Origin of the sequence: Litorihabitans aurantiacus (assembly GCF_030161595.1) — a bacterium.
GTDB classification, from domain to species: Bacteria; Actinomycetota; Actinomycetes; order Actinomycetales; family Beutenbergiaceae; genus Litorihabitans; species Litorihabitans aurantiacus.
The window spans coordinates 3,136,781-3,161,876 of sequence record NZ_BSUM01000001.1 but is presented as its reverse complement, the minus strand read 5'-3'; the positions used below and the strand labels follow the sequence as shown (position 1 = coordinate 3,161,876).

19 protein-coding genes and 1 pseudogene are annotated in these 25,096 nt (G+C 72.6%); 9 read left to right on the top strand and 11 right to left on the bottom strand.

What is annotated here, in order from left to right; genetic code table 11:
- Positions 1-141: 141 nt before the first annotated feature.
- The 4 genes from QQK22_RS15070 to dnaA form a co-directional block, all read right to left on the bottom strand.
- On the bottom strand, positions 142-708 hold the full coding sequence (locus QQK22_RS15070; RefSeq protein ID WP_284251775.1) for a DciA family protein: 567 nt from the start codon (positions 706-708) through the stop codon (positions 142-144).
- Positions 698-1,993: a DNA replication/repair protein RecF gene (gene recF / locus QQK22_RS15065; protein WP_284251774.1), complete on the bottom strand. Its 1,296-nt coding sequence runs from the start codon at positions 1,991-1,993 to the stop codon at positions 698-700. The genes QQK22_RS15070 and recF overlap by 11 nt, the downstream gene beginning before the upstream one ends.
- A 40-nt stretch (positions 1,994-2,033) precedes the next feature.
- Entirely contained in the window at positions 2,034-3,164 is a 1,131-nt protein-coding gene (dnaN, locus tag QQK22_RS15060) for a DNA polymerase III subunit beta (protein WP_284251773.1), read from the bottom strand.
- Positions 3,165-3,651: 487 nt separating this feature from the next.
- Positions 3,652-5,202 (bottom strand): chromosomal replication initiator protein DnaA, encoded by a 1,551-nt coding sequence (gene dnaA, locus QQK22_RS15055; protein WP_284251772.1) that lies wholly within the window; start codon positions 5,200-5,202, stop codon positions 3,652-3,654.
- A 271-nt stretch (positions 5,203-5,473) separates the two neighbouring features.
- Between dnaA and rpmH the strand changes: the two genes are divergently transcribed.
- From rpmH to QQK22_RS15015, 8 genes are all read left to right on the top strand, one after another.
- Positions 5,474-5,611 (top strand): 50S ribosomal protein L34, encoded by a 138-nt coding sequence (gene rpmH, locus QQK22_RS15050; protein ID WP_284251771.1) that lies wholly within the window; start codon positions 5,474-5,476, stop codon positions 5,609-5,611.
- Positions 5,612-5,700: 89 nt separating this feature from the next.
- The gene (gene rnpA / locus QQK22_RS15045; RefSeq protein WP_284251770.1) at positions 5,701-5,973 is read left to right on the top strand and encodes a ribonuclease P protein component; all 273 of its coding nucleotides are present in this window, start codon (positions 5,701-5,703) and stop codon (positions 5,971-5,973) included.
- The gene (yidD, locus tag QQK22_RS15040) at positions 5,970-6,296 is read left to right on the top strand and encodes a membrane protein insertion efficiency factor YidD (RefSeq protein ID WP_284251769.1); all 327 of its coding nucleotides are present in this window, start codon (positions 5,970-5,972) and stop codon (positions 6,294-6,296) included. The genes rnpA and yidD overlap by 4 nt, the downstream gene beginning before the upstream one ends.
- Before the next feature lie 96 nt (positions 6,297-6,392).
- On the top strand, positions 6,393-7,493 hold the full coding sequence (gene yidC / locus QQK22_RS15035; RefSeq protein ID WP_284251768.1) for a membrane protein insertase YidC: 1,101 nt from the start codon (positions 6,393-6,395) through the stop codon (positions 7,491-7,493).
- Between the two features lie 57 nt (positions 7,494-7,550).
- Positions 7,551-8,063 carry a Jag family protein gene (locus QQK22_RS15030; protein WP_284251767.1) on the top strand — a complete coding sequence of 171 codons (513 nt, stop codon included), beginning with the start codon at positions 7,551-7,553 and terminating at the stop codon, positions 8,061-8,063.
- Positions 8,060-8,761, top strand: coding sequence for a 16S rRNA (guanine(527)-N(7))-methyltransferase RsmG (gene rsmG, locus QQK22_RS15025; protein WP_284251766.1), 702 nt, complete (start codon positions 8,060-8,062; stop codon positions 8,759-8,761). Before QQK22_RS15030 ends, rsmG begins: the two co-directional genes overlap by 4 nt.
- Before the next feature lie 1,915 nt (positions 8,762-10,676).
- Positions 10,677-11,690 (top strand): ParA family protein, encoded by a 1,014-nt coding sequence (locus tag QQK22_RS15020; RefSeq protein WP_431310164.1) that lies wholly within the window; start codon positions 10,677-10,679, stop codon positions 11,688-11,690.
- Entirely contained in the window at positions 11,687-12,769 is a 1,083-nt protein-coding gene (locus QQK22_RS15015) for a ParB/RepB/Spo0J family partition protein (protein ID WP_284251765.1), read from the top strand. Before QQK22_RS15020 ends, QQK22_RS15015 begins: the two co-directional genes overlap by 4 nt.
- A 65-nt stretch (positions 12,770-12,834) precedes the next feature.
- Here the strand turns inward: QQK22_RS15015 and QQK22_RS15010 are convergent, their stop codons facing one another.
- The 7 genes and pseudogenes from QQK22_RS15010 to QQK22_RS14980 form a co-directional block, all read right to left on the bottom strand.
- Positions 12,835-13,824 carry a D-alanine--D-alanine ligase family protein gene (locus QQK22_RS15010; protein ID WP_284251764.1) on the bottom strand — a complete coding sequence of 330 codons (990 nt, stop codon included), beginning with the start codon at positions 13,822-13,824 and terminating at the stop codon, positions 12,835-12,837.
- Positions 13,821-15,119 (bottom strand): aminotransferase-like domain-containing protein, encoded by a 1,299-nt coding sequence (locus QQK22_RS15005; RefSeq protein ID WP_284251763.1) that lies wholly within the window; start codon positions 15,117-15,119, stop codon positions 13,821-13,823. The genes QQK22_RS15010 and QQK22_RS15005 overlap by 4 nt, the downstream gene beginning before the upstream one ends.
- A gap of 10 nt (positions 15,120-15,129) precedes the next feature.
- Positions 15,130-15,462, bottom strand: a complete 333-nt coding sequence (gene trxA / locus QQK22_RS15000) for a thioredoxin (protein WP_284251762.1) — start codon at positions 15,460-15,462, stop codon at positions 15,130-15,132.
- 128 nt (positions 15,463-15,590) lie between these two features.
- Positions 15,591-16,616, bottom strand: coding sequence for a thioredoxin-disulfide reductase (gene trxB / locus QQK22_RS14995; RefSeq protein ID WP_284251761.1), 1,026 nt, complete (start codon positions 16,614-16,616; stop codon positions 15,591-15,593).
- A gap of 78 nt (positions 16,617-16,694) precedes the next feature.
- Complete coding sequence (locus tag QQK22_RS14990; RefSeq protein WP_284251760.1) at positions 16,695-20,432, bottom strand: lipid II flippase MurJ; 3,738 nt, start codon at positions 20,430-20,432, stop codon at positions 16,695-16,697.
- 61 nt (positions 20,433-20,493) lie between these two features.
- Positions 20,494-22,856: pseudogene (locus QQK22_RS14985) on the bottom strand (DUF6049 family protein).
- A 127-nt stretch (positions 22,857-22,983) separates the two neighbouring features.
- On the bottom strand, positions 22,984-23,508 hold the full coding sequence (locus QQK22_RS14980; protein ID WP_284251759.1) for an NUDIX hydrolase: 525 nt from the start codon (positions 23,506-23,508) through the stop codon (positions 22,984-22,986).
- A gap of 41 nt (positions 23,509-23,549) precedes the next feature.
- Between QQK22_RS14980 and QQK22_RS14975 the strand changes: the two genes are divergently transcribed.
- Positions 23,550-25,025 (top strand): CCA tRNA nucleotidyltransferase, encoded by a 1,476-nt coding sequence (locus QQK22_RS14975; RefSeq protein WP_284251758.1) that lies wholly within the window; start codon positions 23,550-23,552, stop codon positions 25,023-25,025.
- Positions 25,026-25,096 lie beyond the last annotated feature (71 nt).

Here is a 25,096-nt window from a genome sequence, read left to right as displayed (position 1 = left end):
ACCGCCGGACTCCTGGCCTCGATTCTACCCCTCAGAGGCTCCTCGTGCCGCCCTGTGGGGACAACCCATCGGGGGTGATGGTCCCCCCGAGGGTCCGGGCGCGCGAGGCGCTCCTGCGGCCGTGGACGACGGCGACGACGCTCACCCGTAGGTGTCGCGCGGTCCGCGCCCGGGCACCACCCGCGGTCCCCGGATCCAGGACGGCGCCCCCGGTCCGAGCACGACGATCTCGGTGATCACGCCCTCGCCGATCTCCTCGTCCAAGCGCCGCTGCAGCTGGGGCAGCAGGAGACCGAGCTGCGTCGCCCAGGCCGTCGAGGCGGCCCGCACCACGAGCTTGCCGTCGGTGAAGGTCTCCGGCTCGGCGTGGTCAGCGACGTCGCCGACGATCTCTCGCCAGCGCCCCATGACCGAACCGACCGAGAGCGGCGCGGTCCACCCGTGCTCCGCCATGAGCCGGCCGAGCTGGTCGCCGACGAGCTGCGGGTCGCGGCTGCGCTGCTCGGGGAATCCCGGACCGGTGCCGGGAACGGTGCCGCGGCGCCGCGGTGGCCGGCTGCCGGGGTGGAGGCCCCGTGCCCGGGCGGCCTCGCGCGCCCGACCGAGCGCCGCCGCGGCCGCGTCGGGGCCGGCCGCGGGGGCGGGCCCGACGGCGCTGCGATCGCCGTCGCGCGCACCACCGTCGTCGTCGCTCCGCTCACCGGACACGGGTGACCTCGCCCCCCATCACGTCGAAGCGCGCGCCCTCGAGCTCCTCCGGGACGTCGTGGGCGACGGCGGAGGTCAGCAGCACCTGCTCGGCCGGTGCGACGAGGGTCGCCAGTCGTGCCCGACGGCGCTGGTCCAGCTCGGCGAACACGTCGTCGAGGATCAGCACGGGGTCGCCACCGCCCCACTCGTCGCCGCGCAGCAGCTCGAAGCTCGCGAGGCGCAGCGCGAGCGCGACGGACCACGACTCGCCGTGCGAGGCGTAGCCCTTCACGGGCAGGTTGCCCAGGGTCAGGTCGACGTCGTCGCGGTGCGGGCCGACGAGCGAGACTCCCCGCTCGAGCTCCTTCGGCCGCAGGCGTGACATGGCCTCGAGCAGGCGCGCCTCGACGACGTCGGGCTCGAGCAGATCGGACTCGGCGGCCAGCGCCTCGGCCGGGGAGAGGTCGCCCGTGCCACCCCGACCCACGCGCCCGCTCGTCGGGCGGGCGTCGGGCGCGTCGTCGGGCCGGACCCGGGTGACGCTGGCGCGGTAGCCGACGGCGAGGTCGCCCTGCGCCGACGACACCTGGGCGTAGGCGGCCGCGAGGTGCGGGCGCAGCCGCCGCACGAGGTCGACGCGGGCCGCGACGAGCTGGGCACCCGCCGCCGCCAGCTGGGCGTCCCACACGTCGAGCGTGCGCAGCGCCGCGCTCCGGGCACCACCGCCGCCCGCGGCGGAACCCGACGACTCGTCCTGCGCCGCGGCGGCGACGGCGCGACGGCCACCCCGGACGGCGCCGGCGGACTTCAGCAGGGCCGTGCGCTGACGCAGCACGCGGTCGTAGTCGGAGCGCACGGACGCCAGCCGCGGCCGGAGCTGCACGAGGAGGTCGTCGAGGAACCGGCGCCGGACGTCGGGGTCGCCCTTGACGAGCGCGAGGTCCTCCGGTGCGAACACGACGGAGCGCACGATGCCCGCGGCGTCGCGGATCCGCGGCACGACGGCACGATCGACCCGCGCCCGGTTGGCGCGGCCGGCGTTGAGCTCGACCTCCACGGTCGTGGGCCGCTCACCGCGCTGCACGCGGGCCCGCACGACGGCGCGCTCGCTGCCCTGGCGCACGAGCGGCGCGTCGCTCGTGGCGCGGTGGCTCGAGAACGCCCCGAGGTACCCGATCGACTCGACCAGGTTGGTCTTGCCCTGGCCGTTGGGCCCGACGAACGCCGTGATCCCGGGCGGGATCGCCAGCACCACCTCCGGGTAGGACCGGAAGTCCGTCAGGGCGAGGTCGGAGACGTGCACCGGGGTGCTCGAGCTGCTCGGGCCGGCGGCGTCGGGCCGCTCAGCCCGCGAAGCGGATGGGCTGGATGAGGTAGCGGAAGCCGGAGTCCTCCGAGCTCTCGTGCGAGCTCTGGCCCGTGATGACCGACGGCTTGGTCCCGTGCGTGAAGGAGATGCGCGTGAACTCCTTGCCGACGGCGCCGAGCGCATCGAGCAGGTAGCCGGGGTTGTACGCGGTCGTGATGGTCTCGCCGTCGAACGTCGACTCGATCGCCTCCGACGCCTGCGCGTCCTCGCCCTGGCCGGCCTCGAGCACGACCTGGCCCTCGCTGAACTCCAGCCGGATCGGGGTGTTGCGCTCGGCGACGAGGGCGACGCGGCGCGCCGCCTCGACGAGGCTCTGGGTCGCCACGACGGCGTGCGACGTCGTCGACTCGGGGAACAGCCGACGCACCGGCGGGTAGTCGCCGTCGACCAGCAACGAGGTGGTGCGGCGGCCGCCGGCCTCGAAACCGACGATCTCGCTGCCGGAACCACCCGGGAGGGAGATGCTCAGCGGTCCGGCGCTCGTCAGCGACTTCGCGACCTCGGACAGCGTGCGGGCGCGCACCAGCGCGGTGGCCGAGAGGCCGGGGGTGGCGGGGTTCCAGGCGACCTCGCGCATCGCGAGGCGGTAGCGGTCCGTGGCCAGGAGGGTCAGGGTGTCCCCCTCGATCTCGAGCCGGACTCCCGTCAGCAGCGGCAGCGTCTCGTCGCGGCTGGCGGCGACGGTGACCTGCGAGACGGCCTCGGCGAAGGCCTGCGCGTCGATCGTGCCCGACGCCGGCGGGAGGGCGGGCAGCGCGGGGTAGTCCTCGAGCGGCATCGTCAGCAGGGTGAAGCGGCTGGAACCGCAGGTCAGGACGGCCCGGGTGCCCTCGACGGAGATCTCGACCGGACGCGACGGCAGCGAGCGGGAGATCTCCGCGAGCAGACGTCCCGAGACGAGGACGGTGCCGGCCTCGGCCACCTCGGCGCTGATCTCGGAGACGGCGGAGACCTCGTAGTCGAAGCTCGAGAGGGCGAGGGTGCCGGCGCTCGTGGCCTCGAGCCGCACCCCGGCCAGGACGGGGATGCTCGGACGGGACGGCAGGGAACGCGCGGTCCACGTGACGGCTTCGGCCAGCACGTCACGCTCGACGGTGAACTTCACGTCTTGCACCTCTCCTCGGTCGCTCGCGGCGGGCGAGCAGTGGGCGTGATCGGGTGTCCGGCTCGTCCCGACGTCGCACGCCGGATCTGGTCAGACCTGGGAGTCACCCTAACGGAGCGCACGGAGCGACGAGGCCGTCATCCCCAGCTCCACGATCCGGTGCTCACGGGGTCGCCGGACGGGTCGCTCGATCGGGCCTTGGCTGTCCACATCTCGTCCATCCATAGAGGTGTCATCGTCGTAGTAGCGGGTGTGGACGCTGGGGACAACCCCTGTCGCTGCAGGTCACGACGCGAATGACACTGGGGACGACGACGTGGGCGCGCTGTTGACGGATCCGGGGTGTGCGTGGATCGGGGTGAATGACACGACGTGGAGTCCACGGTGTCGGGACGATCCGTCCACGGCGCAGGATCGGTTGTCCACGGTGATCCCCAGGTTTGTCCACACCTGTGCACATCCTCAGGTGGGACTTGAGAGTTGACGATCAGGCCTTGTTCTGCTGCTTGATCCGGTTGGTCAGCTCGGTCACCTGGGTGAAGGTCGAGCGGTTCTTGGCCATGAGCTCGCGGATCTTGCGGTCGGCGTGCATCACCGTGGTGTGGTCGCGTCCGCCGAAGATCTGCCCGATCTTCGGCAGCGAGAGGTCCGTGAGCTCGCGGCACAGGTACATGGCGATCTGGCGGGCGTTCACGAGCACCCGGGTCCGGTCGGCGCTGCACAGGGCCTCGATCGAGACCCCGAAGTACGTGGAGGTCTGCGCCATGATGATCGCCGGCGTGATCTCGGCGTCGCCCTCCTCCGTGATCAGGTCCTTCAGGACCATCTCGGCCAGGGGGAGGTCGACCGGCTGGCCGTTGAGGTTGGCGAAGGCCGTGACGCGGATGAGCGCACCCTCGAGCTCGCGGATGTTCGTCGAGATGCGCGAGCCGATGTAGCTCAGCACGTCGTCGGGGGCCGAGAGCTGCTCGCGCCCGGCCTTCTTGCGCAGGATCGCGATGCGGGTCTCGAGGTCCGGCGGCTGGATGTCGGTGATCAGACCCCACTCGAACCGGCTGCGCATCCGGTCGGCGAAGCCGTCCAGGTACTTCGGCGCGACGTCGGAGGTGATGACCACCTGCTTGTTGGCGTTGTGGAGCGCGTTGAAGGTGTGGAAGAACTCCTCCATCGTCTCCTTCTTGCCCTGCAGGAACTGGATGTCGTCGATGAGCAGGACGTCGACGCTGCGGTAGCGGCGCTGGAACGACTCGGCCTTGTCGTCCCGGATCGAGTTGATGAAGTCGTTGGTGAACTCCTCCGAGTTCACGTACCGCACCCGCACCCCGGGGTACAGGCGCTGCGCGTAGTGACCGATCGCGTGCAGCAGGTGGGTCTTGCCGAGGCCCGAGTCGCCGTAGATGAACAGCGGGTTGTAGGCCTTGGCCGGCGCCTCGGCGACGGCGAAGGCGGCCGCGTTCGCGAAGCGGTTGCTCGACCCGGTGACGAACGTGTCGAACGTGTACAGCTGGTTCAGCCGGGCCTGGTCGATCCCGGGCGTGTGGGGCTCGGCCGAGGTCAGGCCGCGACGGTCCACCACGCGCAGGGTCGGTCGCTCGGGCTCGTCGTCCACCGGTGCCCGCGCGGCGCGCGTGGCGAGCGGCTGGTCGCCGTCGTCGTCACCGTAGGACGGGACCGTTTCGCCACCGCGGCGACGAGCGGTCTCGGCGGTCGTGGCGACGGCGGGGGTCGGCTCCGGTTCGGGGAGGTCGACGGCGGGGTCCGCGTCCAGCAGCGTCGGATCGATGGTGACGGCGAGCGCGAGCTTCTCCCCGAGCGTCTCGAACAGAGCCGAGACGATCTCCTCGCGAGCCCGGGTCTCCAGGAACTCCTTGGCGAAGTCGCTCGGTGCGGCGATGAGCAGCGTGCCGTTGAGGATGCCCAGCGGGGTGGTCAGGCGGACGAACGCGTGCTGCGACGGCGGGAGCATGTTCCGCAGGCGCTCGACCACGTGCGTCCAGCTCTGATCGAGGTCGGCGAGGGCGTCGTCGGAAGCTGTCATGGACCTAGTGTCCCCCGTGCCGGTCGTGTACCCACAGCCTGTGGACAATGGTGTGGGTAGGGTACGCGCCGTCCGACGAACCGGGATCGCGACTTTGACCGCGGGGGTGTCGGCGCGTATCGTTCTTCAGTCGCGCCACGCGCGCCTGAGTGCCGCCTGCCCGTCGTGGTGGGTGCGGAGGGTGAGAGTGTGGCGTCCGGGGCTTCGGTCGGCGCCGCCCCTGCGATGTCCCAGCCCGCGCCACCGCCCGTATGAACATCGAGGAGTACCCGTGAGCAAGCGGACCTTTCAGCCGAACAACCGGCGTCGTGCCAAGGTGCACGGCTTCCGTCTCCGGATGCGCACCCGCGCCGGCCGCGCGATCCTCGCGGCGCGCCGCCGCAAGGGCCGCTCGGAGATCTCTGCCTGAGCCGTGCTGAACCCGGCGCACCGGATGCGTGAGGGGAGGACTTCTCCCGCACGATGCGCCGCGGTGTGCGGAGCGGGAACGCGACCCTCGTGGTCCACCTGCTCCGGTCCGACGACCCACCCGCGCCCAGCGCACGGGTGGGTTTCGTCGTCTCGAAGGCGGTGGGCAACGCCGTCGTCCGCAACCGCGTCAAGCGGCGCCTGCGCCACCTGGTGGCGGAGCGCATCGACCGGGTGGGGCCCGGCGCGACCATGGTCGTGCGGGCGCTCCCGCCGAGCGCGCTCGCGGAGGGTCCGCTGCTCGCCCGCGAGCTGGAGAGCGCCTGGGCGCGTGCCGAGCGACGCGCGGGGGTCGGGCGATGACCTCGATCGCCGCCCGTTCCCTCACGGGACTCGTCCGCATCTACCAGAAGGTGCTGTCGCCGCTGCTCGGACCGCGCTGCCGGTTCTACCCGAGCTGCTCCGCCTACGCCGTCGACGCGATCCGCGAGCGGGGTGCGGCCACCGGCGTCGTCCTCGCGACCTACCGGGTGCTGCGCTGCAACCCGTGGGCGCGGGGCGGTGTCGACTTCCCGCCGGCTCGCGGCGAGGCGTGGCCGGGGTGGGACGGGGCCCTGGACCGACCGCCGCCCGCCGACCCGGTCGGCGACGCCGTCGCCGAACCGGACCTGCACCACCACCGCTAGCCACCCGACGATTCCCGCGGCGCAGGGGCGACACCGTACGCTCGTGCCCGGCCCCTGAGCCCGCCGACTGCATCGACACAGGAGAGACTGCCAACCATGAGCTGGTTCGACACCATCCTCAGCCCGATCATGTGGGTGGTCGCCTGGATCATGGTCAACGCCCACAGCGCCTTCGTCGCCCTCGGGATGGACCCGTCCGGGTGGTCGTGGATCCTGTCGATCATCGTGCTGGTGGTGGTCATCCGCATCCTGCTGATCCCGCTGTTCGTCAGACAGATCCGTGCGTCGCGAGGCATGCAGATCGTGCAGCCCGAGATCCAGAAGCTGCAGAAGAAGTACAAGGGCAAGACGGACCCCGCCTCCCGTCAGGCCATGCAGCAGGAGATGATGGCGATCTACCGGAGCGCGGGGACGAACCCGTTCGCCTCGTGCCTGCCGATCCTGGCGCAGTCCCCGATCTTCTTCGCGCTGTTCCGCGTGCTGTACCAGCTGCCGCAGATCGCTGACGGCTCACGCGCCGCCATCGGCCCGATGGACGCGACGTCCGCGGCTCAGGCCGAGGGCTCGGTCCTCTTCGGTGCGCCGCTCTCCTCGTGGTTCCTCATGCCGGACGCGACCGCGCAGGTCCGCGTGGTCACCGTCGTCCTGATCCTCGCGATGTGCGCCACGCAGTTCCTCACGCAGCGCCAGCTGACGATGAAGAACATGCCGGCCTCGGCGCTCGACAACCCGATGGCCCGTCAGCAGAAGATGCTGATGTACATCTTCCCGATCATCTTCGCCGTCACCGGCGTGAACTTCCCGATCGGTGTGCTCATCTACTGGACCACGACGAACCTGTGGTCGATGGGCCAGCAGTTCTACGTCATCCGCAACAACCCCGCACCCGGGTCCGAGGCCGAGAAGGCCATGCTCGAGCGCAAGGCTCGCAAGGCGGCCCGCAAGGGGAAGTCCCTCGAGGACGAGGGCGACGGCGGGGGGACGACCCTCGTGGAGGACGCGGCACCCCGCGGCCAGCGGCAGCAGCCCATGGGGAAGAACCGTGCCAAGCGGGCCGGTGTGCGCCCGGCGACGGCGACGTCCTCGCTCGAGGACGACGTGGTCGAGGTCGTCGGCGACGTCCAGGACTCCACGGTCACCGACGCAGCGGTGCTGGAGGACGACGCCCCGGCCAGGAAGATCCGCCGCAAGAAGTAGAACCATCGACGCTCGTCGCCGGAGGCGCTGGTGCGCCGGCCACTCGAAGGGAACAGCATGACGAACGAGGACACGGCCGCCGTCGCCGACGCCCCCACGCGCCTCGAGGAGGAGGGTGAGGTCGCGGCCGACTACCTGGAGGAGCTCCTCGACATCGCCGATCTCGACGGCGACATCGACATCGGCGTCGAGCACGGCCGCGCCGCCGTCGAGATCGTCTCGGACGAGGACGAGCGGGCGCTGGCCCGCCTCGTCGGGAGCGAGGGCGAGGTTCTCGACGCGCTGCAGGAGCTGACGCGGCTCGCGGTGCAGGCGCGGACGGGTGAGCGCAGCCGCCTCATGCTCGACGTCGCCGGGCACCGTGCGGCTCAGCGTGCCGCTCTCGAAGAGGTGGCGCGCGAGGCGATCGAGCGGGCGACGTCGTCCGGCGAGTCGGTCGCGCTCGACCCGATGAACCCGTTCGAGCGCAAGGTGGTGCACGACGCTGTGGCGGCTGCCGGCCTGGTGTCGGACTCCGACGGTGTCGAGCCGCACCGTCACGTCGTGATCCGCGTCGCCTCGGGCGAGTGAGCGGCGCCGGCCCGACCGGCGGGAGCTCGACCACCGGGAGTCAGGGCGGACCGGGAGCGTCGACCCCCGCGTCTCTGGTGGTGGCGGAGGCTGCGAGCCGGCGTGCGCTGGGTGACGGCTTCGAGGCCGCCCTGGTCTTCGCCGACATGCTTCGTGTGCACGGTGAGGAGAGAGGTCTCATCGGGCCGCGGGAGCTCGACCGGCTCTGGACACGGCACATCGTGAACTCGGCTGCCGTGCTCCCCCATCTGCCCCGTTCGGGCCGCGTCGCGGATGTCGGTTCCGGTGCCGGCCTGCCGGGTGTCGTGCTCGCGGCCGCTCGCCCCGATCTCGAGTTCCACCTGGTCGAGCCGATGGAACGTCGGATCGCGTGGCTAGAACTTGTCGCGACAACTATTGGTCTGACGAACGTGACGCTGCACCAGAAGCAGGCCCAGGAGCTCCACGGGTCGCTCCAGTTCGATGCGGTGACGGCGCGTGCGGTCGCGGCGCTCGACAAGCTGCTGCGCTGGACGTGGCCGCTGGTGGCTCCCGGCGGCGCCCTCGTGGCCATGAAGGGTGCGCGCGCAGCGGACGAGCTGACTGCTGCATCCTCCGTACTGAAGAAGCTGCCTGGCGCCGGTGCGGGTGTGGTGCACGAGGTCGACGTTCTCGGCGACGGAGACGTCACGCGCGTCGTCGAGGTTCGCCGTTCCTGACGAAGGGCGTCTCCGGGGTTGACCGTCATCGCACCGATGGATGCGGGTGCGCGTGGTCGGCGCCGCGCTGCTCATTCATCGTTCGCTTGCGGTGAATGATCCGTTTCACGTGAGACGTGCGTCTCGCACGCATGCACCGTCGAGCGAGATCAGCAGCGCCGCCCGGATCCGCGAGGCGGTCCCTCGGGTCCTCACGTGTGACGGTGCGGATGCCCGAGGATCCGCCGCACCACGCTCCTTCGACTGGCGGTCGCACGTCCTACCGCGAGTCGTGTCGAACACCGCTGAGCAGCTGCACGACCGCACAACTCGAACCCAGGCGGGAACCTCGTCGAGCGACTGCGCTCCGAGTGTCGTGCCTGCGGATAGATGCACCAGCGATTCCGCCCGCCGGCGTGGCGGACACGTCGACTTGGCGGACACGTCTGCCCCAGAGGCTAGTTGTCGGTGTCGCGCAAGTGTCACGCGATCGTCGCGATTCCCCGGTACGCGTGGTGGCGAAATCGACCGTGGTGGTCCCGGTGCTGCGGCGCGGACCGGGCGCGGCCGTGCAGAGACCTGGTCGTCGGGTCATCGCAGAGGAGCCGATTCACGACGGCGCTGATCGGCCAACTGGCGGCTAGGTGGTTCACGCGGGGCAAGGAGGTCGAGGGGTCGGTGTGCCTGAGCGGACCCCGGCTGTGCGGTTCACCTCCGCGGCGCTCAAGGTCACGGAGTCAGGTGCCGTAGAGCCAGGACCCCTCAGGTCCTTCGCTGCCCCGGAGGTGGTGGGCCCCCAGATTCGTCGCGGCCTCAAGACCCGGACGGCTTGCAGTACCGGCTGCGCCGCGGGGACCCACCTCGAGTCTATCTGCGTGTTTCACGTGAAACGGCATCGGGCCCGTCGCTGATGAGCAGCGCCATGACCCATCTCCTGTGATGCGACCGCCAAGCGGACGAGCGCGCGCGGAAGACCACCTCAATCACACCAGCCGTGATGCTCGTACTCACCGCGTGTGACATGGCCGTTGAGCGCGGCGCTCACATCGGAGCATGACCAGTCAATCCCGTGACGACGTTCCGTTGGAGATGCGCCGAGCGATGGTTCGAGATGAGGAGGTGGTCCACAGAACGCAGAAGTTATGCACACGGAAAAACCCTGGGATCTCGGGGATGTCGCACGTCAACCCACAGGCCTTGTGGACAACTATGGGGACCTCCGGACGCAAGAGCACGCCCGAACCGTGCCAGTCGGTTTCACGTGAAACACCCTCGCGGACGCACCACAAGATCGGCCTGTCGTCCGTAGCTCGCGAAACCCTCTGGGCGTCCGTCATCTCAGGCGCTAGGGCAACGGCGTGGTCACTGTGCCGCCGTGCTCTCGCGGTAGCGATCCAATGGAGAGTCGATACGGCGAGCGGCGTCGGACGAGCGGGACCCGCCCCAACCCGGTCGTATGGCGCGCAAACCAGGACCGTCGTAGCCGGGTGAAGAAGGAATTGAAGCCCTTCGGTTGACCTTCGTGGTCGAACAACGGGCGGCCCTGGACGCTGACGAGGGGTGAGACAAGTAGTCCTTGGGCTCGTAGGTCGAGGTGATCCGAGACCTCGACTCACGTGGTCGCCGAATAGCGGCTGTCACCCAAGGTCTCTGAGCGGCGAAGCGGCCGCTTCCGCGCAGGTCGTTTCACGTGAAACACGCTCGCCTCGACGGCCACGGCAGGATCCGATCGGCCATCCCGCCAAGCCCCGGCCTTGCCAGGCCGGAAACACATCTCGTCGACCGTTTCACGTGAAACAGGCCCTCCGGCTGGCGCGGCAGACGAGGTGCCAGCTACGAACGCGACCTCACACGAGTGACCGCAGAAGCGCGGAACGGCGGCAGCCGTCACCTCGCGCTTGTAGGCTAGAGCGACCAACAGAAGGGTGGAGACGTCGTGGCAGACGGCAGATCGGGCGGCAGGGACAGCCTCGACGACGAAGCAAGACGGGCGGCTCAGCTCGACTCCATCCCAGTCATCGGGCTCGACACACCACTGGCAGCCCAGGTGGCGACAGACGCTCGTCGACGCGTGACCACGATGGGTACCACCTACGACCGCCCCGCCCAGACGCGCGTCTTCACCGTCGCCAATCAGAAGGGCGGGGTCGGCAAGACCACCACCGCCGTCAACATCGCGGCGGCGATGGCGCGAGCCGGCCTCACAGTGCTGGTGATAGACAACGATCCACAGGGCAACGCCTCGACCGCTCTGGGCATCGAGCACGGTCCCGAGACGCTCTCCACCTACGACGTCCTCCTGGGTGACAGCTCAATCGCCGATGTCGTCCAGACGTCACCCGCGGACGACCGCCTGCTCTGTGTCCCGTCGACGATCAACCTCTCCGGTGCCGAGATCGAGCTCGTCACGGTGGATTCACGTGAAACACGACTGCGAGAGGCCCTTCGCACCTATCTGATCCACCGGTCGTCCTCCGACCTGCCGCGTATCGACTACGTGTTCATCGACTGCCCGCCCAGCCTGGGACTGCTGACGGTCAACGCCTTCACGGCGGCGGCGGAGGTCCTGATCCCGATCCAGTGTGAGTACTACGCGCTCGAAGGCCTGAGTCAGCTGCTCAAGAACATCCAGCTCATCCAGGCGCACCTCAATCCCGCCCTCGCCGTCAGCACCATCCTGCTCACCATGAGCGACATTCGCACCAACCTCGCTCGCGAGGTCGCGTCCGAGGTGCGCGAGCACTTCGGCGACGAGACGCTGCGGACCGTGATCCCGCGCTCCGTCCGCATCTCGGAGGCGCCGTCGTACGGCCAGACGGTCATCTCCTACGACCCGTCGTCATCCGGCGCCCTCGCCTACGCCGAGGCCGCTCGCGAGATCAGCCGTCGGCAGGCACCGGCACTCGATCGACAGTCACCCGCCACATCGACGGAGAACGGCACAGCATGAGCGAGAAGCGCAGGACAGGGCTCGGCAAGGGTCTCGGAGCTCTCATCCCTTCGGGGCCGAGCGCCTCGCGGCCGGTGGACGTCTTCTTCCCCGACGCCTCACCCGGTGCACGATCCGCAGCGGCGACGCTGCGCGACGAGGTCGACAGCGAGACGAGGATCGCAGCGCCCCAGGTCGAGAGCGCCGCGTCTGGTGAAGACCGGGACACGAACACCAGTTCGATGCGCTCCGACGGTCTGACCCCGGTGGCCGGCGCCTACTTCGCCGAGATCCCGGTCGACGACGTCCACGCGAATGCCAACCAGCCGCGCCAGGTCTTCGACGAGGACGATCTCGCGGAGCTCGCCGCCTCGATCCGCGAGGTGGGCGTGCTGCAGCCCATCGTCGTGCGCCCGACCGGCGACGGGTACGAGATCGTCATGGGCGAGCGTCGCTGGCGCGCCACCCGGCAGGCGGGCCTCGAGACCGTCCCGGCGATCGTGCGCGAGACCTCGGACACGGACCTGCTGCGCGACGCGCTCCTGGAGAACCTGCACCGGGCCCAGCTCAACCCGCTCGAGGAGGCAGCTGCATACCAGCAGCTCCTCACGGATTTCGGGTGCACGCACGAGGAGCTGGCTACGCGCATCGCGCGGTCGCGCCCCCAGATCTCGAACATGCTGCGACTGCTGCGACTCCCGCCCGCCGTCCAGCGCCGGGTCGCCGCCGGTGTGCTGTCGGCGGGTCACGCCCGGGCGCTCCTGGGGCTGACGGAGTCGGCAGCGATGGAACGCCTCGCGCACCGGATCGTCGCCGAGGGCCTGAGCGTGCGCGCCACCGAGGAGATCGTGGCCCTCGGGGACGACGACGAACCTCTGCGACCCGAGCTGCGCCGTCGACCGCGCACCGGTGAGCACACCGCTGCGCTCGACGACCTCAGCCGCCGGCTCTCGGACCGGTGGGACACGAAGGTCAAGATCGCCCTCGGCCAGCGGAAGGGCCGCATCGCGATCGAGTTCGCGAACGTGGACGACCTCAACCGGATCGTCGAGGCCCTGGCGCCGCAGGAGACGACGCAGCTGCCGACGTCGGGCGACTGACGAGGCGGGGGCCGGCGGCGGCAGGTTGGCCCCCGCCGGCGGGCCGCCGCCGCCTGGACGTGCTGTCAGACGGTGGTGGGAACCGTCGGCACCGCGCTGCGGGCCGCCTCGGCCATGCTGCGGTACAGGCGCGGCAGCGCGAGCCCCTCGGCCTCGGCAGCGAGCGGGAACAGCGACGTCTCGGTCATGCCGGGTGCGCTGTTGACCTCGAGGAACCAGGGTGTGCCGCTCTCGTCCACGATCATGTCGGTGCGAGAGAGCCCCCGCAGGCCGAGCACGCGGTGCGCCGTGACGGCGAGCTCGCGCGCCGCCGCGGCCGCCTCCCCGCTCAGCCGCGCCGGCGCGAAGAACTGGGTCCGGCCGGCGTTGTAGCGCGCGTCGTAGTCGTACAGGCCGTCCTCCACGACGATCTCCACCGGCGGCAGGGCTCGCGGCCCGTCCCCCAGGTCGATCACGGAGACGGCGACCTCGACGCCCGTCACCGCACGCTCGATCAGTGCGACGTCCCCGTAGGAGAAGCACGCCACCATCGCTCGTGGCAGCTCGTCCGCCGTCGTCACGAGCGAGACCCCGAGCGCGGAGCCACCCTTGGCCGGCTTCACCACCAGCGGGAGCCCCAGGCGGTCCACCACGCGGTCCAGGACGGCACGCGCGCCCACCTCGCGGAAGATCGACTCGGGCAGCGTGACGGACGACGGCGTGGCCGCACCCGCGCGCGTCAGCATCGTCTTGCTCACGGGCTTGCTCCACGCGATGCGCGAACCCGCGGAGCCCGTGCCCACCGCCGGGACACCGAGCAGCTCGAGCAGGTCCCGGATGGAGCCGTCCTCACCCGTGGACCCGTGCAGCAGCGGCCACACCACGTCGGGCCGACGGTCGTCGATCGCGCCGAGCAGACCGGAGTCGACGTCGTGCACGCTCGCCGACACCCCCGCGTCCTCGAGCGCGTCCGCGACGCGTCGGCCCGAGCGCAGCGAGACGTCGCGCTCGTGCGACAGGCCACCCGCCAGCACGAGCACCTCCAGCGGTGCGGAGCCGTTCACGGACGAGCTCACGGCGTCGCCGGGCCGGGCTGCTCGACGCCGGCGGCGTGCGAGGGTGCGGTCCCGAACACGCGCACGAGGTCGGCCTCGGTGTTGACGACGCCGGCCAGCCGCCGCACGCCCTCGACGATCCGCTCGGGTGTCGGGTAGCAGTAGGACAGCCGCAGGTGCGTCGAGCCGGACCCGTCGGCGAAGAACGCCGTCCCCGGCACGTACGCCACGAGGGACGTGACGGCCCGCGGCAGCATCTCGCGGGCGTCGAGCCCCTCGGGAAGCTTCAGCCACACGTAGAAGCCGCCCTCCGGCGTCGTCCACGAGGCCGTGGGGAGGTGCTCCTGCAGCGCGCCGACCATGGCGTCGCGCCGCTCGGCGTACATGCGCCGGTACTCCTTGACCTGGCCGCGCCAGTCGAACCGGCTCAGGTAGGTGGAGATGGCGAGCTGCCCGGCGTTGGAGGGGCACAGGATGGCCGACTCGCTGGCGAGCACGAGCTTCTCGCGGACCGCGTGCGGGGCGAGGGCCCATCCGACCCGGTACCCGGGGGCGAACGTCTTGGAGAACGAGCCGAGGTAGATGACGTGGTCGGGGGCGATCGAGGCCAGCGCCGGGAGGGGCTCGCCGTCGAACCCCAGGAGCCCGTAGGGGTTGTCCTCGAGGATGAGGACGCCGTGGCGCTGAGCGATCTCGACCACCTGCGGTCGCCGCTCGAGCGAGAGCGTCACCCCGCCGGGGTTGTGGAAGTTCGGCACCGTGTAGAGGAACTTCACGCGTCGGCCCTGGCGGCCCAGGTCGGTCAGCAGGGCGTCCAGAGCCTCGGGGACCAGACCGTGGGCGTCCATCGGCGTGTGCACGACGTCGGCCTCGTAGGCCCGGAACACCCCGAGCGCCCCCACGTAGCTGGGCGCCTCGGCCACGACGACGTCGCCCGGGTCCAGGAAGATGCGCGCCACGAGGTCCAGCGCCTGCTGGGATCCCGTGGTGACCACGACGTCGTCGGGGTGGGCCCCCACGTGCTCGAGCGCCATCACCTGGGTGATCTGCTCGCGCAGCTCGGGGTCGCCCTGGCCGGAGCCGTACTGCAGGGCGCGCGCGCCGTCGCGCCGCAGGAGATCGCCCACGGCGTCGGCGATCGAGTCCATCGGGAGGTCGGCGATGTTCGGCATGCCGCCGGCGAGCGAGACGACCTCGGGCCGGTTCGCGACGGCGAAGAGCGCCCGGATCTCCGAGGCGCGCATGCCGTGGGTGCGCCGGGAGTACGAGCCGTACCAGGGGTCGAGGCGGGTGCCCGCCGGCGGCAGGGAGCTCACGCGGAGCCCCTCAGGCGGCGACGTGGGAGGTGAGGGCCTCGCGGATGGCCGCCTTGGGGCGGGCGCCGATGAGCTGGGTGACGACCTCGCCGCCCGAGACGATCACGAGCGTGGGCACCGAGGTGATGCCGAGGCGCTGGGTCGTGGCCGGGTTGTCGTCGGTGTTCACCTTCACCACCCGCACCTTCCCCTCGAGCTCGGCCGCGAGCTCGGTCAGGACCGGCTCGACCTGGGTGCACGGGCGGCACCAGGGGGCCCAGAAGTCCACGAGGACGACGCCGGTGGCGTCGAGGACCTCCGAGGCGAACGTCTCGTCGGTCACGTCGATGATGGTGGTGGTCACCTGTTCACTCCATCGCAGTACGGTCGCGAAGTTCCCAGGCTACTCCTGCGCACGGGGTGCGGGCGACGACGCGCCCGGAGCCCGTGTCGGGGCTCCGGGCGCGGTCCGGCTGCGGGGGTGCGGACGGCTCAGGCGGGCAGCGGGGCCGTCTCCTCGACGGCGAGCTCGCCGACCGGGTCGCCCTCGCCGCGGGCGGCCTCGGCGGCCTGGTCCTGCGCGGCGAGGTAGCGCTCGGCGTCCAGCGCCGCGGAGCAGCCCGTGCCGGCGGCGGTGATCGCCTGGCGGTAGGTGTGGTCGACGGCGTCGCCGGCCGCGAAGACACCGGGGACGTTGGTCGCGGTGGTCGGGTGGTTCACGACGATGTAGCCGCTCTCGTCCAGGTCGACCTGACCGGCCACGAGGTCGGTGCGCGGCAGGTGGCCGATGGCGACGAAGACGCCCGTGGCGTCCAGCTCGCGCTCCTCGCCGGTGCGCGAGTCCTTGAGCGTCACCCCGGTCACCTTGTCCTCGCCGTGGATCGCGGCGACCTCGCTGAACCAGGCCATCTCGATCTTCGGGTCGGCCTCGGCGCGTGCCTGCATGATCTTGGACGCCCGGAGCTCGTCGCGGCGCACGACCATGGTGACCTTCGAGGCGAACCGCGTGAGGAACGTGGCCTCCTCCACGGCGGAGTCGCCACCGCCGACGACGACGATGTGCTGCTCGCGGAAGAAGAAGCCGTCGCAGGTCGCGCACCACGAGACGCCGCGGCCCGAGAGGCGCTTCTCGTCGGGCAGACCCAGCTCCTTGTAGGCCGAGCCGGTGGCGAGGATGACGGTGCGGGCGCGCTCGACGTCGCCCTCCGCCGTCGTGACGACCTTGACGTCACCCTCGAGCTCGACGGCGGTGACGTCGTCGTAGCGGATCTCGGCGCCGAAGCGCTCCGCCTGCGCGCTCATGTTCTCCATGAGGTCCGGGCCCATGATGCCGTCGCGGAAACCGGGGAAGTTCTCGACCTCCGTGGTGTTCATGAGCGCACCGCCGGCGGTCACGCTGCCCGCGATCACGAGCGGCTTCAGGTCGGCGCGCGCGGCGTAGACGGCCGCGGTGTACCCGGACGGGCCGGATCCGATGATGATGACGTCGCGGACGTCGTCGGCGGTCTCGGTGCTCATGTGCGATCTCTCCTCGTGCGGGGGCCCGGCCCTGACGACAACGGCCCGACCCGGGTGGTTGTTCCCCGGGCGGGGTCGCTACAGGACGGGCAGGTCGGCCGGGCGGACCTCGGACTCGTCAGTCTCGTCGGTCTCGCGGGCGGTGGTGGTCGTCGTGTCGCTCGCGTGGTCCGGCTCGACGACGGTCGCGGGGGTCAGCGTGCGGGTGGCGGCGGGCGGTGCCTCACCCAGGTTGAGGCCGCGGGCGGCCTCGAGCAGCGAGCCGAGCGCCAGGTAGAGCACCCAGCCGACACCGGCCAGCACGATGATCAGGACGAAGGGCGTCGCGTTGATGCGCCCGGGGGCGCGTCGCTCCGGGACGTCGTACCGGTCGGCGTCGCGCGCGGCGTCGGAACGGTCGTCGCGCTCCGGGGCCGCCGGGCGCTGGGGGCGGGACTCACGGGTGGGGCGGTCGGCCTTCGCCGGCCGCGCGGTCTCGGCGACGCGCGCGGGCTCGGTCGGGCGCGCCGGCGCGGCGGGCGCCGCCACCGCGGTCTCAGCGGGGTCGACGACGTCGGGCACCTGCTCGATCCGGGCGGTGACACCCGCGCTCGCGGTCGCGGCGGGCAGATCGTGGGTACCGACCGCCGTCTCCGAGGTCTCGGTGGCCTCGGTGGGCTCAGCAGCCTCGGAGGTCGCGGGCACCTCGGGCTCGCCGGGCACGTCGCGGCGCTGACCGATACCGACCCGGCGGAGCAGCCCCGTCGCGAACGCGGCCACGGCCCCCTCACCGGTGCCGCTGCTGTGGCGGGAGAGGTGGGACGCGTCCACCTCGCCGTCGGCGGGTGCCGCCCCGACGGCGTCGTCGAACGAGGGGGCGGCGGGGAGCTCGCCCTCGGCGTGCACGGTCCAGCCCGTCGTGTCGGGCGCGTGGAACGGCTCGCTCGCCTCGGTGCCGGTCGCGTCGGTGCCCACCTCGCTGCTGCTCGCGACGGCGGCCTCACCCGCGGCCACGCGTCGCTCGGCGGGGATGATCGCGTCCAGGCGACGCAGCCAGCCGCGCAGGCCGCCGCCCTCGGCGGCCGTGCCCGACGCCGGGGACGGCGTGCTCGAGTCGACACCCGAGGCCGACGTCGCCGCGCCGCTGCCACCGGCAACCGCCGCGGCAGCGGCACCGGCCGCGAGCACCGGCAGGCCCGAGGAGTCCAGGCGGGGCATCTCGCCCGTCCCGGCCGCCCCGGTCGGCGCCCACGTGGGTACACCGGGGGACCCGGTCGCGGCGGCGTCGGCGATGAGGCCGGCCTCGAGGGCGTCGACGATCTCCTCGTCGGGCACGTCGGCGGCCGCCGAGTCGGCGGCGGCCTCGCGGTCCCGCTGCTGCTGACGCACCTGGGCGGCCACGACGGCGACCGAGGCGGCGACGCTCGTGCGCTCGGGGTCGAGCTCACCGCCGTCCTGCCCGGCCAGCAGCGCCGCCACGGCGGGCACGGGGCGCCACGGCGCGAGGGCCACGACGAGGTTCGACGGTGTCCGCACGACGTCGGGGACAGCCTCGAGCAGCTCACGGCGCGCCTCGGTGGCGTCGTCGTCGTCGGAGGCCCCGCCGTCGAGCATCGCGTGCAGCAGCGCGACGAGCGCCTCCGCGTCGATGCGCGCCGCCTCGCTCGCGGACGGGTGCTCACCCGTCGCGGCGCCGTCGATCCCGAGACCCGCGACGCGGACGGCGCCCGCACCCGTCACCGTGACGGCGGCGGCGGTCAGCGCGGTGTGGTGGACCCCGCGGCGGCGGGCGGCCTCGAGGGCGCCGGCGACCTCGCCGGTGACGGAGCGTGCGACGTCGGGCGCGAGCGGACCGGCCGCGAGGACGTCGGTGAGCGGGGTGCCGCCCAGGGGCTCGAGGACGATGTACCCGGTGCCCTCGAACTCGCCGACGCGCAGGACGCGCGGGAGCCGCGGGTCGGTGACGAGGGCGGCGCGGCGTGCGGCGTCGAGCATCTCCTGCGCGTGCTCGCCCCCGACCGAGCGGACCTCGACCTCGCGCTCGAGGATCGAGTCATGACCGCGCCAGCGGCGCACGCCGGCGGTCTCGGAGGGCATCTGCTCGGCGACGAGGAAGCGGTCGGCGAGCAGCATGCCACTGGTGACCGAGTCGGTGGACGCCAACCCCGCTCCTCCCGTCGCCGTCGTCTGCGCCGTCTCCGGCGGAACCCCGCGACGCGCTCCTGCCATCGTACGCAGCCGCGCCGACAACGGACGCGTCAGCGACGCGACGCGAGAGCTCACGAAGGCGATCTCGCCCACGCGCAGGCGCTGCGCCAGCCAGAGGTAGAGCGCCCCCATCGCGCCACCGACGACGACGAGCTGCACCACCGAGACCACGAGGCCGCGGTCGGCACCCCACAGCGCCATCACCCCCACGCCGAGCGCTGCCATCGGCACCGCGGCCATCACGAGGCGGAGATGGGTCAGGAGCACGCGCGAGCCGTCGAGGCTCGGCAGCCGTCGGCGCAGGCCGAGGAACCCCATCAGCGCCCCCAGCGCGTACGAGAGGGAGATCCACAGCCCCGCCGCGGCGACCCACAGGCCCGGGCGCAGCCACAGCACGCTGCTCAGCGTCCCCGCGGCCACGACGGCGGCCATCGGCACCTGGATCCAGAACAGCGAGCGGGCGTCCTCGTAGGCGTAGTAGGCGCGCTGGACGGCGCTCCACATCGCCAGGGCCGGGATCCCGATGGCGAGCGTCCACACGACACGGCCGAGCGCCTCGTCGGCCGCCTCCCCCTGACCGCCGAGCGTGATGACCCGCGCGAGCGGGACCGCCAGGACCATCAGGAGCGTCGCGGCCGGCACGGTGAACACGCCGACGGTGCGGATGGCGAGCGAGAGGTCGTCGCGCACACCGCGCCCGTCGCGCGCCGCGGCCTTGGCCGACAGGCGGGTGAAGACGGCCGTCAGGAGCGAGACCACCACGAGCGACTGCGGCAGCATGAAGATCATGAACGCGGTCGCGTAGATGAGGTTCCCGGCGATGGCGCCGGTCTCCCCGCGCTGGTCGGCCGCGTGCTGCGCGGCGGCGGCGACCTGGGAGACGGCCACGAGCCCGAGCTGCCCGACGGCGAGCGCGGCGAACGTCCACGACGCCATCCGGCTCGCGCCGCCGAGACCTCGCACGCCCCAGACCGGGCGGTAGCGGAAGCCCGAGCGCCACAGCGGCACCACGAGCACGAGCGCCTGGACGGCGACGCCGAGCGTGGCCGTCCCCGCCAGCAGGACCACGCGGTCGGTCCCGAACTCGGCGGCCGCGAGCTGCTCGCGCGGCATCGCGCCGAAGATCACCAGGTACACCGCGAGACCCACGATGGCGACGACGTTGTTCGCCGCCGGCGCCCACATGTACGGCCCGAAGACCTGCCGCGCGTTCAGCACCTGACCCAGCAGCGTGTACAGCCCGTAGAAGAAGACCTGGGGGATGCACCAGTAGGCGAACGCGTAGGCGACGGGCCGCCACTCGGGAGCCATCTGCGCGCCGTACAGCGTCACGAGCGCCACGGCGCCGACGGTCAGCGCGATCGTGATCACCGCGAGGCCCGTACCCGCCACCGTCAGGAGGCGGTTGGTGTACTCGCGCCCGCCGTCGTGCTCCCGCGCCGCGCGCACGAGCTGCGGGACGAGGATCGCGTTGATGACACCGCCGGCGAGCAGCATGTAGATCGCGTTCGGCAGCGAGTTCGCCACGGTGAAGGCCGTGCTCGCCCCACCCACGCTCGCGAGGGCGACGACGAGGATCGCGTTGCGCACGAAGCCCAGTCCCCGGGAGACGAACGTCCCCGAGAACATGACGGCGGCCGCACCGGCCAGACCCTGTCGGCCGTGCGCACGAGGCTGGGGGCCGGCTGCGTCATGTGCTCGCTCTCGTCGCGGGGGGTGCTGCGGGGGATCCGGTGCCGGGGGTGGCGGGTTCTCCGGTGTCGTCGGGCTCGGAGGCGGCGTCGGACCCGCCGTCGCCGTCGTCCTCCCCGCCCTCGTGCGTGCCCGGCACGTGACCGCCGGCGTCGCGCCGACCGCGCCGCACGGTGCGCACGAGACCGACCACCAGGAGCAGACCGAGCGCGGCGGCCACGATCCCGGTGCCGACCGTCTCCCACTCGGCCCGCACGCGCAGGTCGAACGTCTCCCCGACGCCGATCACGACGCCGTCAGGACTCGTGACGCTGACGTCCACCCGGGTGCGGCCGTTCGCGACGGCGACCATCGGGACCGGCACGCGCGCCGACTCCCCGGCTCGATCGTCACGGGGTCGACGTCGGCCACGCGCAGCGCCGGCTGCGCCGGGTCGACGTGGACCTCCACCGTGACGCGCTGGTCCAGGGTGTTGGTGAGCGTGAGCGGGACGGCGCTCTGCTCCGCCAGGAGGTCGACGAGGCTCGCGGGGACCGCGACGGTGACCGCGTTCGTGTAGGTCGCCAGCGTCGCGGCCGCGGCGTCGGTCACGACGGCGGGGCTCACGTCGGCCGTGCGCCACGCGCTCGAGGTGGCCGTGGCGAGGTCGTGCCGGACGTCGTCGAGCACCTCGGGGTGCTCGAGGGCACCGCGCAGGCCCGTCGTCGTCCCGAGCCCGTCGACGACGGCGTCCACGGCCCGCGCGAAGTCGGGGCTCGTCACGTCCGCGGTCGCCGGCAGGGTGGTGCTCGTCGCCTCCTCCGCCTCGTCGGGCTGCATCGCGAACGCGTCGCCGAGGCTCGTCGTCGTGATCCACGGGGCGTTCGTCAGGGCGGCGGCGCGCGCGCCGAGCTGGGCGGCGCCGTCGTCCCCACCGAGCTCGCCCGCGACGGCGCGGTCGAGCGTCGCGAGGACCGTGCGCGAGGTCGTGGCCTCCCGCGTCATCACGGCGGTGAGCGCGAGTGCGTGCTGCCGGCTCGCCAGCGCGTCGCTCATCGTGGTGGCGCCCTCGGGGACGGCACCGCCCAGGGCGGCCGACAGCCGCGCGTCCGACACGAGCGCGGGCACGCGCGCGGTCTGGTCCGTCTGGTCGATGAGGTCGGTGCGTGCGCCGACGGCGGTCGCGTCCTCCTGCGACGACGACGCACCCTCGAGCACCACGGCGGAGTAGCCCGCGCGGAGCGCCAGCGAGAGCGCCTCCTGGCTGGTGCCCGGGTCCGCCGGCCAGGCGGTCGTGGTGACGGCGGGCAGCCCGACGGCGGCGAAGGTCTCGAGCGCGGACGCGCGGGCGTCGGTCAGGAGCGTGCGCCCGTCGGCGCCCGTGCCGGCCAGCGCCGGCACGTCGGCGTCGGCCCACGGGAGCGCCAGGACCTCGCGGCCACCCGCCGCCGCGACGAGGTCGGCGGCGAGGCGGCCGTCGGTCGGCTCGGCAGTGGCCTCGGGGTCGTCCGTGGCGTCGGGGTCGGCGGGGTCGGCGGGGTCCTGCGGCGACGTCGGGTCGGCGGGGTCCGCCGGGTCGGCGGGCTGGCCGTCGTCGCCGGTCGCGCCGGGATCCGTGGGATCGCCGGTCCCGGCGGCGCCGTCCCCCTCGCCGTCGTCACCCGCGGCGTCGTCACCCTCGTTCTGGGACGACCCGCCCGAGGGCGACGTCGGCACCGTCAGCAGCGCGGGGTCGAGCGCCCACGAGGCGGCCGGTCCGGCGGCCTCCACGACGTCGCGGATGCGGTCGCCGGCCACCTGCTCGATGCTGCGACCGGTCTCGACAGCGGTCGTCCACTCCTGCGCGCTCGGCGTGAGCGGGACGAGGATGCCGAGCCCGAGGTCGGGTTCGCGCACCTCCTCGCCCGGGTGGAACACGCCCACGGTGCGGGCGACGGCGGTCCGGCCACCGGCCGTCAGCGCGACCTGCAGACCGCGCGCGCCCCAGTTGTCGAAGCGGATCGGGAACCCCAGGTCGGCGACCGGGACCGAGAACGAGAACGGCGCGCTCCCGCCCGCGGGGACGGTGACGCCGTAGTCCGCCGTGACGACCGTGCGGCCGCGCGGCCCCGTGGTCGTGTCGAACCACCGCTCCATCGCCGACGTCGTGGTCGGGACGGCCTGCTGCACGTCGATCCGCAGGGTCGGGTCGACGAAGTCCGTCTCGCTCGTGTTCGTGAGCGTCCCGGTGAGCACGAGGGTGTCGCCCGGGAGCGCGAACGCGGGCGCGAGGTCGGTCAGCTCGAGGCTGACGGGTGGCGCGACGGCGGGGATCTCGACCTCGGTCGGCGAGGGCGACGGCGAGGGTGCGGCGCTCGCGGGGAGTGCGAGGACACCCGGCACGAGCGCCAGGGCGAGGGCGAGGACGGTGGTGCGCACCGCCGTCGTGCGCCGGGCCCGCTCGGGGCCCCCGCCCGCGCGCGAGCGACGCCCGCCGGGCACGGCGTCGCCGCACCCGCCCCCGAGGCGGTCACGAGCCGCCGACGAGCACGTCCCGCGCCATGGAGACGATGCGGCGCTCGTTGGGGTAGGCCAGGCGGGCGGCGAGGTCGTCGAGCGCGACCCACGCGACCTCCTCGGCCTCGTGGTCGGGGTCGTTCTCCGTGGTCAGCTCGCCGCCCAGCGCCGCCAGCAGGTAGTGGTGCACGACCTTGTGGACGCGGCGGTCGTGGCCGGCGAACCAGTAGTCGATCGTGGCGAGGTGGCGCACCACCTGGCTGACGATGCCGGTCTCCTCCGCGACCTCGCGGACGGCCGCCTCCTCGGCGGTCTCGACACCCTCGAGGTGACCCTTCGGCAGGCACCACTCGAGGCGACCCGCGCGGTTGCGACGCGCGATGACCGCGCACTGCGCGACGCCGTCGACGACGTCGATCACCAGACCCCCCGCGGAGGTCTCGTCCACCACCGGCAGACCGCTGCTCGCGCGCACGGCGCGGGCGGGCGGCGGGGCCGGCCGGCCCGGCGAGCGGGGCGCCGGCAGGGGGATGGACATGCCCACCACCCTAAGTCAGGCGGCATGGGAACCTGGGGACCATGCAGGCTCCCGCCCCTCCCACCGCCCCCTCCGCCGCCACCCCGGCCCACCTCATGCGCACCGCCCTGTCGGTGCTGGCCACCATCGCCTCGGAGACCGATCCGCTGGGTCCGATGTTCGCCGCCGCCGGTCACGAGCTGGCCCTCGTGGGCGGTCCCGTGCGCGACGCGTTCCTGGGGCGCCGCAGCGCCGACCTCGACTTCACCACGAGCGCGCGGCCCGAGCAGACCGAGGCGATCCTGGCGGAGTGGGCTGACGCCACCTGGGACGTCGGGCGCGACTTCGGGACGATCGCGGGGCGGCGGGGCGACGTCGTCGTGGAGATCACGACCTACCGCACCGAGGCGTACGACGAGGGCTCGCGCAAGCCCGTCGTCGCGTTCGGCGACACCCTCGAGGGCGACCTCGAGCGGCGTGACTTCCGGGTCAACGCGATGGCGGTGCGGCTGCCCGACCTGACGTTCGTGGACCCGTGGGGCGGCCTGGCCGACCTCGCCGCCGGCGTGCTGAACACGCCCGCGTCGCCGCAGCAGTCCTTCGACGAGGACCCGCTGCGGATCCTGCGCGCGGCGCGCTTCGCCGCGCAGCTGGGGCTCGACGTCGAGCCGGGCGTGATGACGGCGATGACCGAGCTCGCGCCGCGGCTGGAGATCGTCTCGGCCGAGCGGGTGCAGGCCGAGCTGGTCAAGACGCTGCTCGCGCCCGCGCCGCGCCGCGGGATCGAGCTGCTCGTGGAGACGGGGGTGGCCGACGTCGTGCTGCCCGAGGTGCCCGCCATGCGTCTCGAGATCGACGAGCACCACCGGCACAAGGACGTCTACACCCACTCGCTCACGGTGCTCGACCAGGCGATCGCGCTCGAGACGCCCGCCGACGGCGCGGTCCCCGGCCCCGACCTGGTGCTGCGGCTCGCGGCGCTGCTGCACGACATCGGCAAGCCGGACACGCGGCGCAACGAGAGCGGCGGGCGCGTCTCGTTCCACCACCACGAGATCGTCGGCGCCAAGCTCGCGCGCCGGCGGCTGAAGGCGCTGCGGTTCGACAAGGGCACGGTGGCGCAGGTCTCCGAGCTCATCGCGCTGCACCTGCGCTTCCACGGTTACGGCGAGGCCGGCTGGACCGACTCGGCGGTGCGGCGGTACGTCACCGACGCCGGACCGCTGCTGGAGCGGCTGCACCGGCTCACGCGCGCCGACTGCACCACGCGGAACCGGAAGAAGGCCGAGCGGCTCAGCCACGCCTACGACGACCTCGAGAGGCGGATCGCCGAGCTCCGCGAGCAGGAGGAGATCGACGCCATCCGGCCCGACCTCGACGGCACGGCGATCATGGCGATCCTGGGGATCGGGCCGGGGCGCGAGGTCGGGGCCGCCTACAAGCACCTGCTCGCGCTCCGGATGGAGGAGGGGCCGCTCGGGGCCGAGCGCGCCGAGGCGGAGCTGCGCTCCTGGTGGGCGGCGCGCGAGGGCGAGTGACGCCGTCGGGCGCCTCTCCCTCGGCTCAATCGAGAATGCGCCTGACTGCTGTATCGACCCGAATCAGCAGT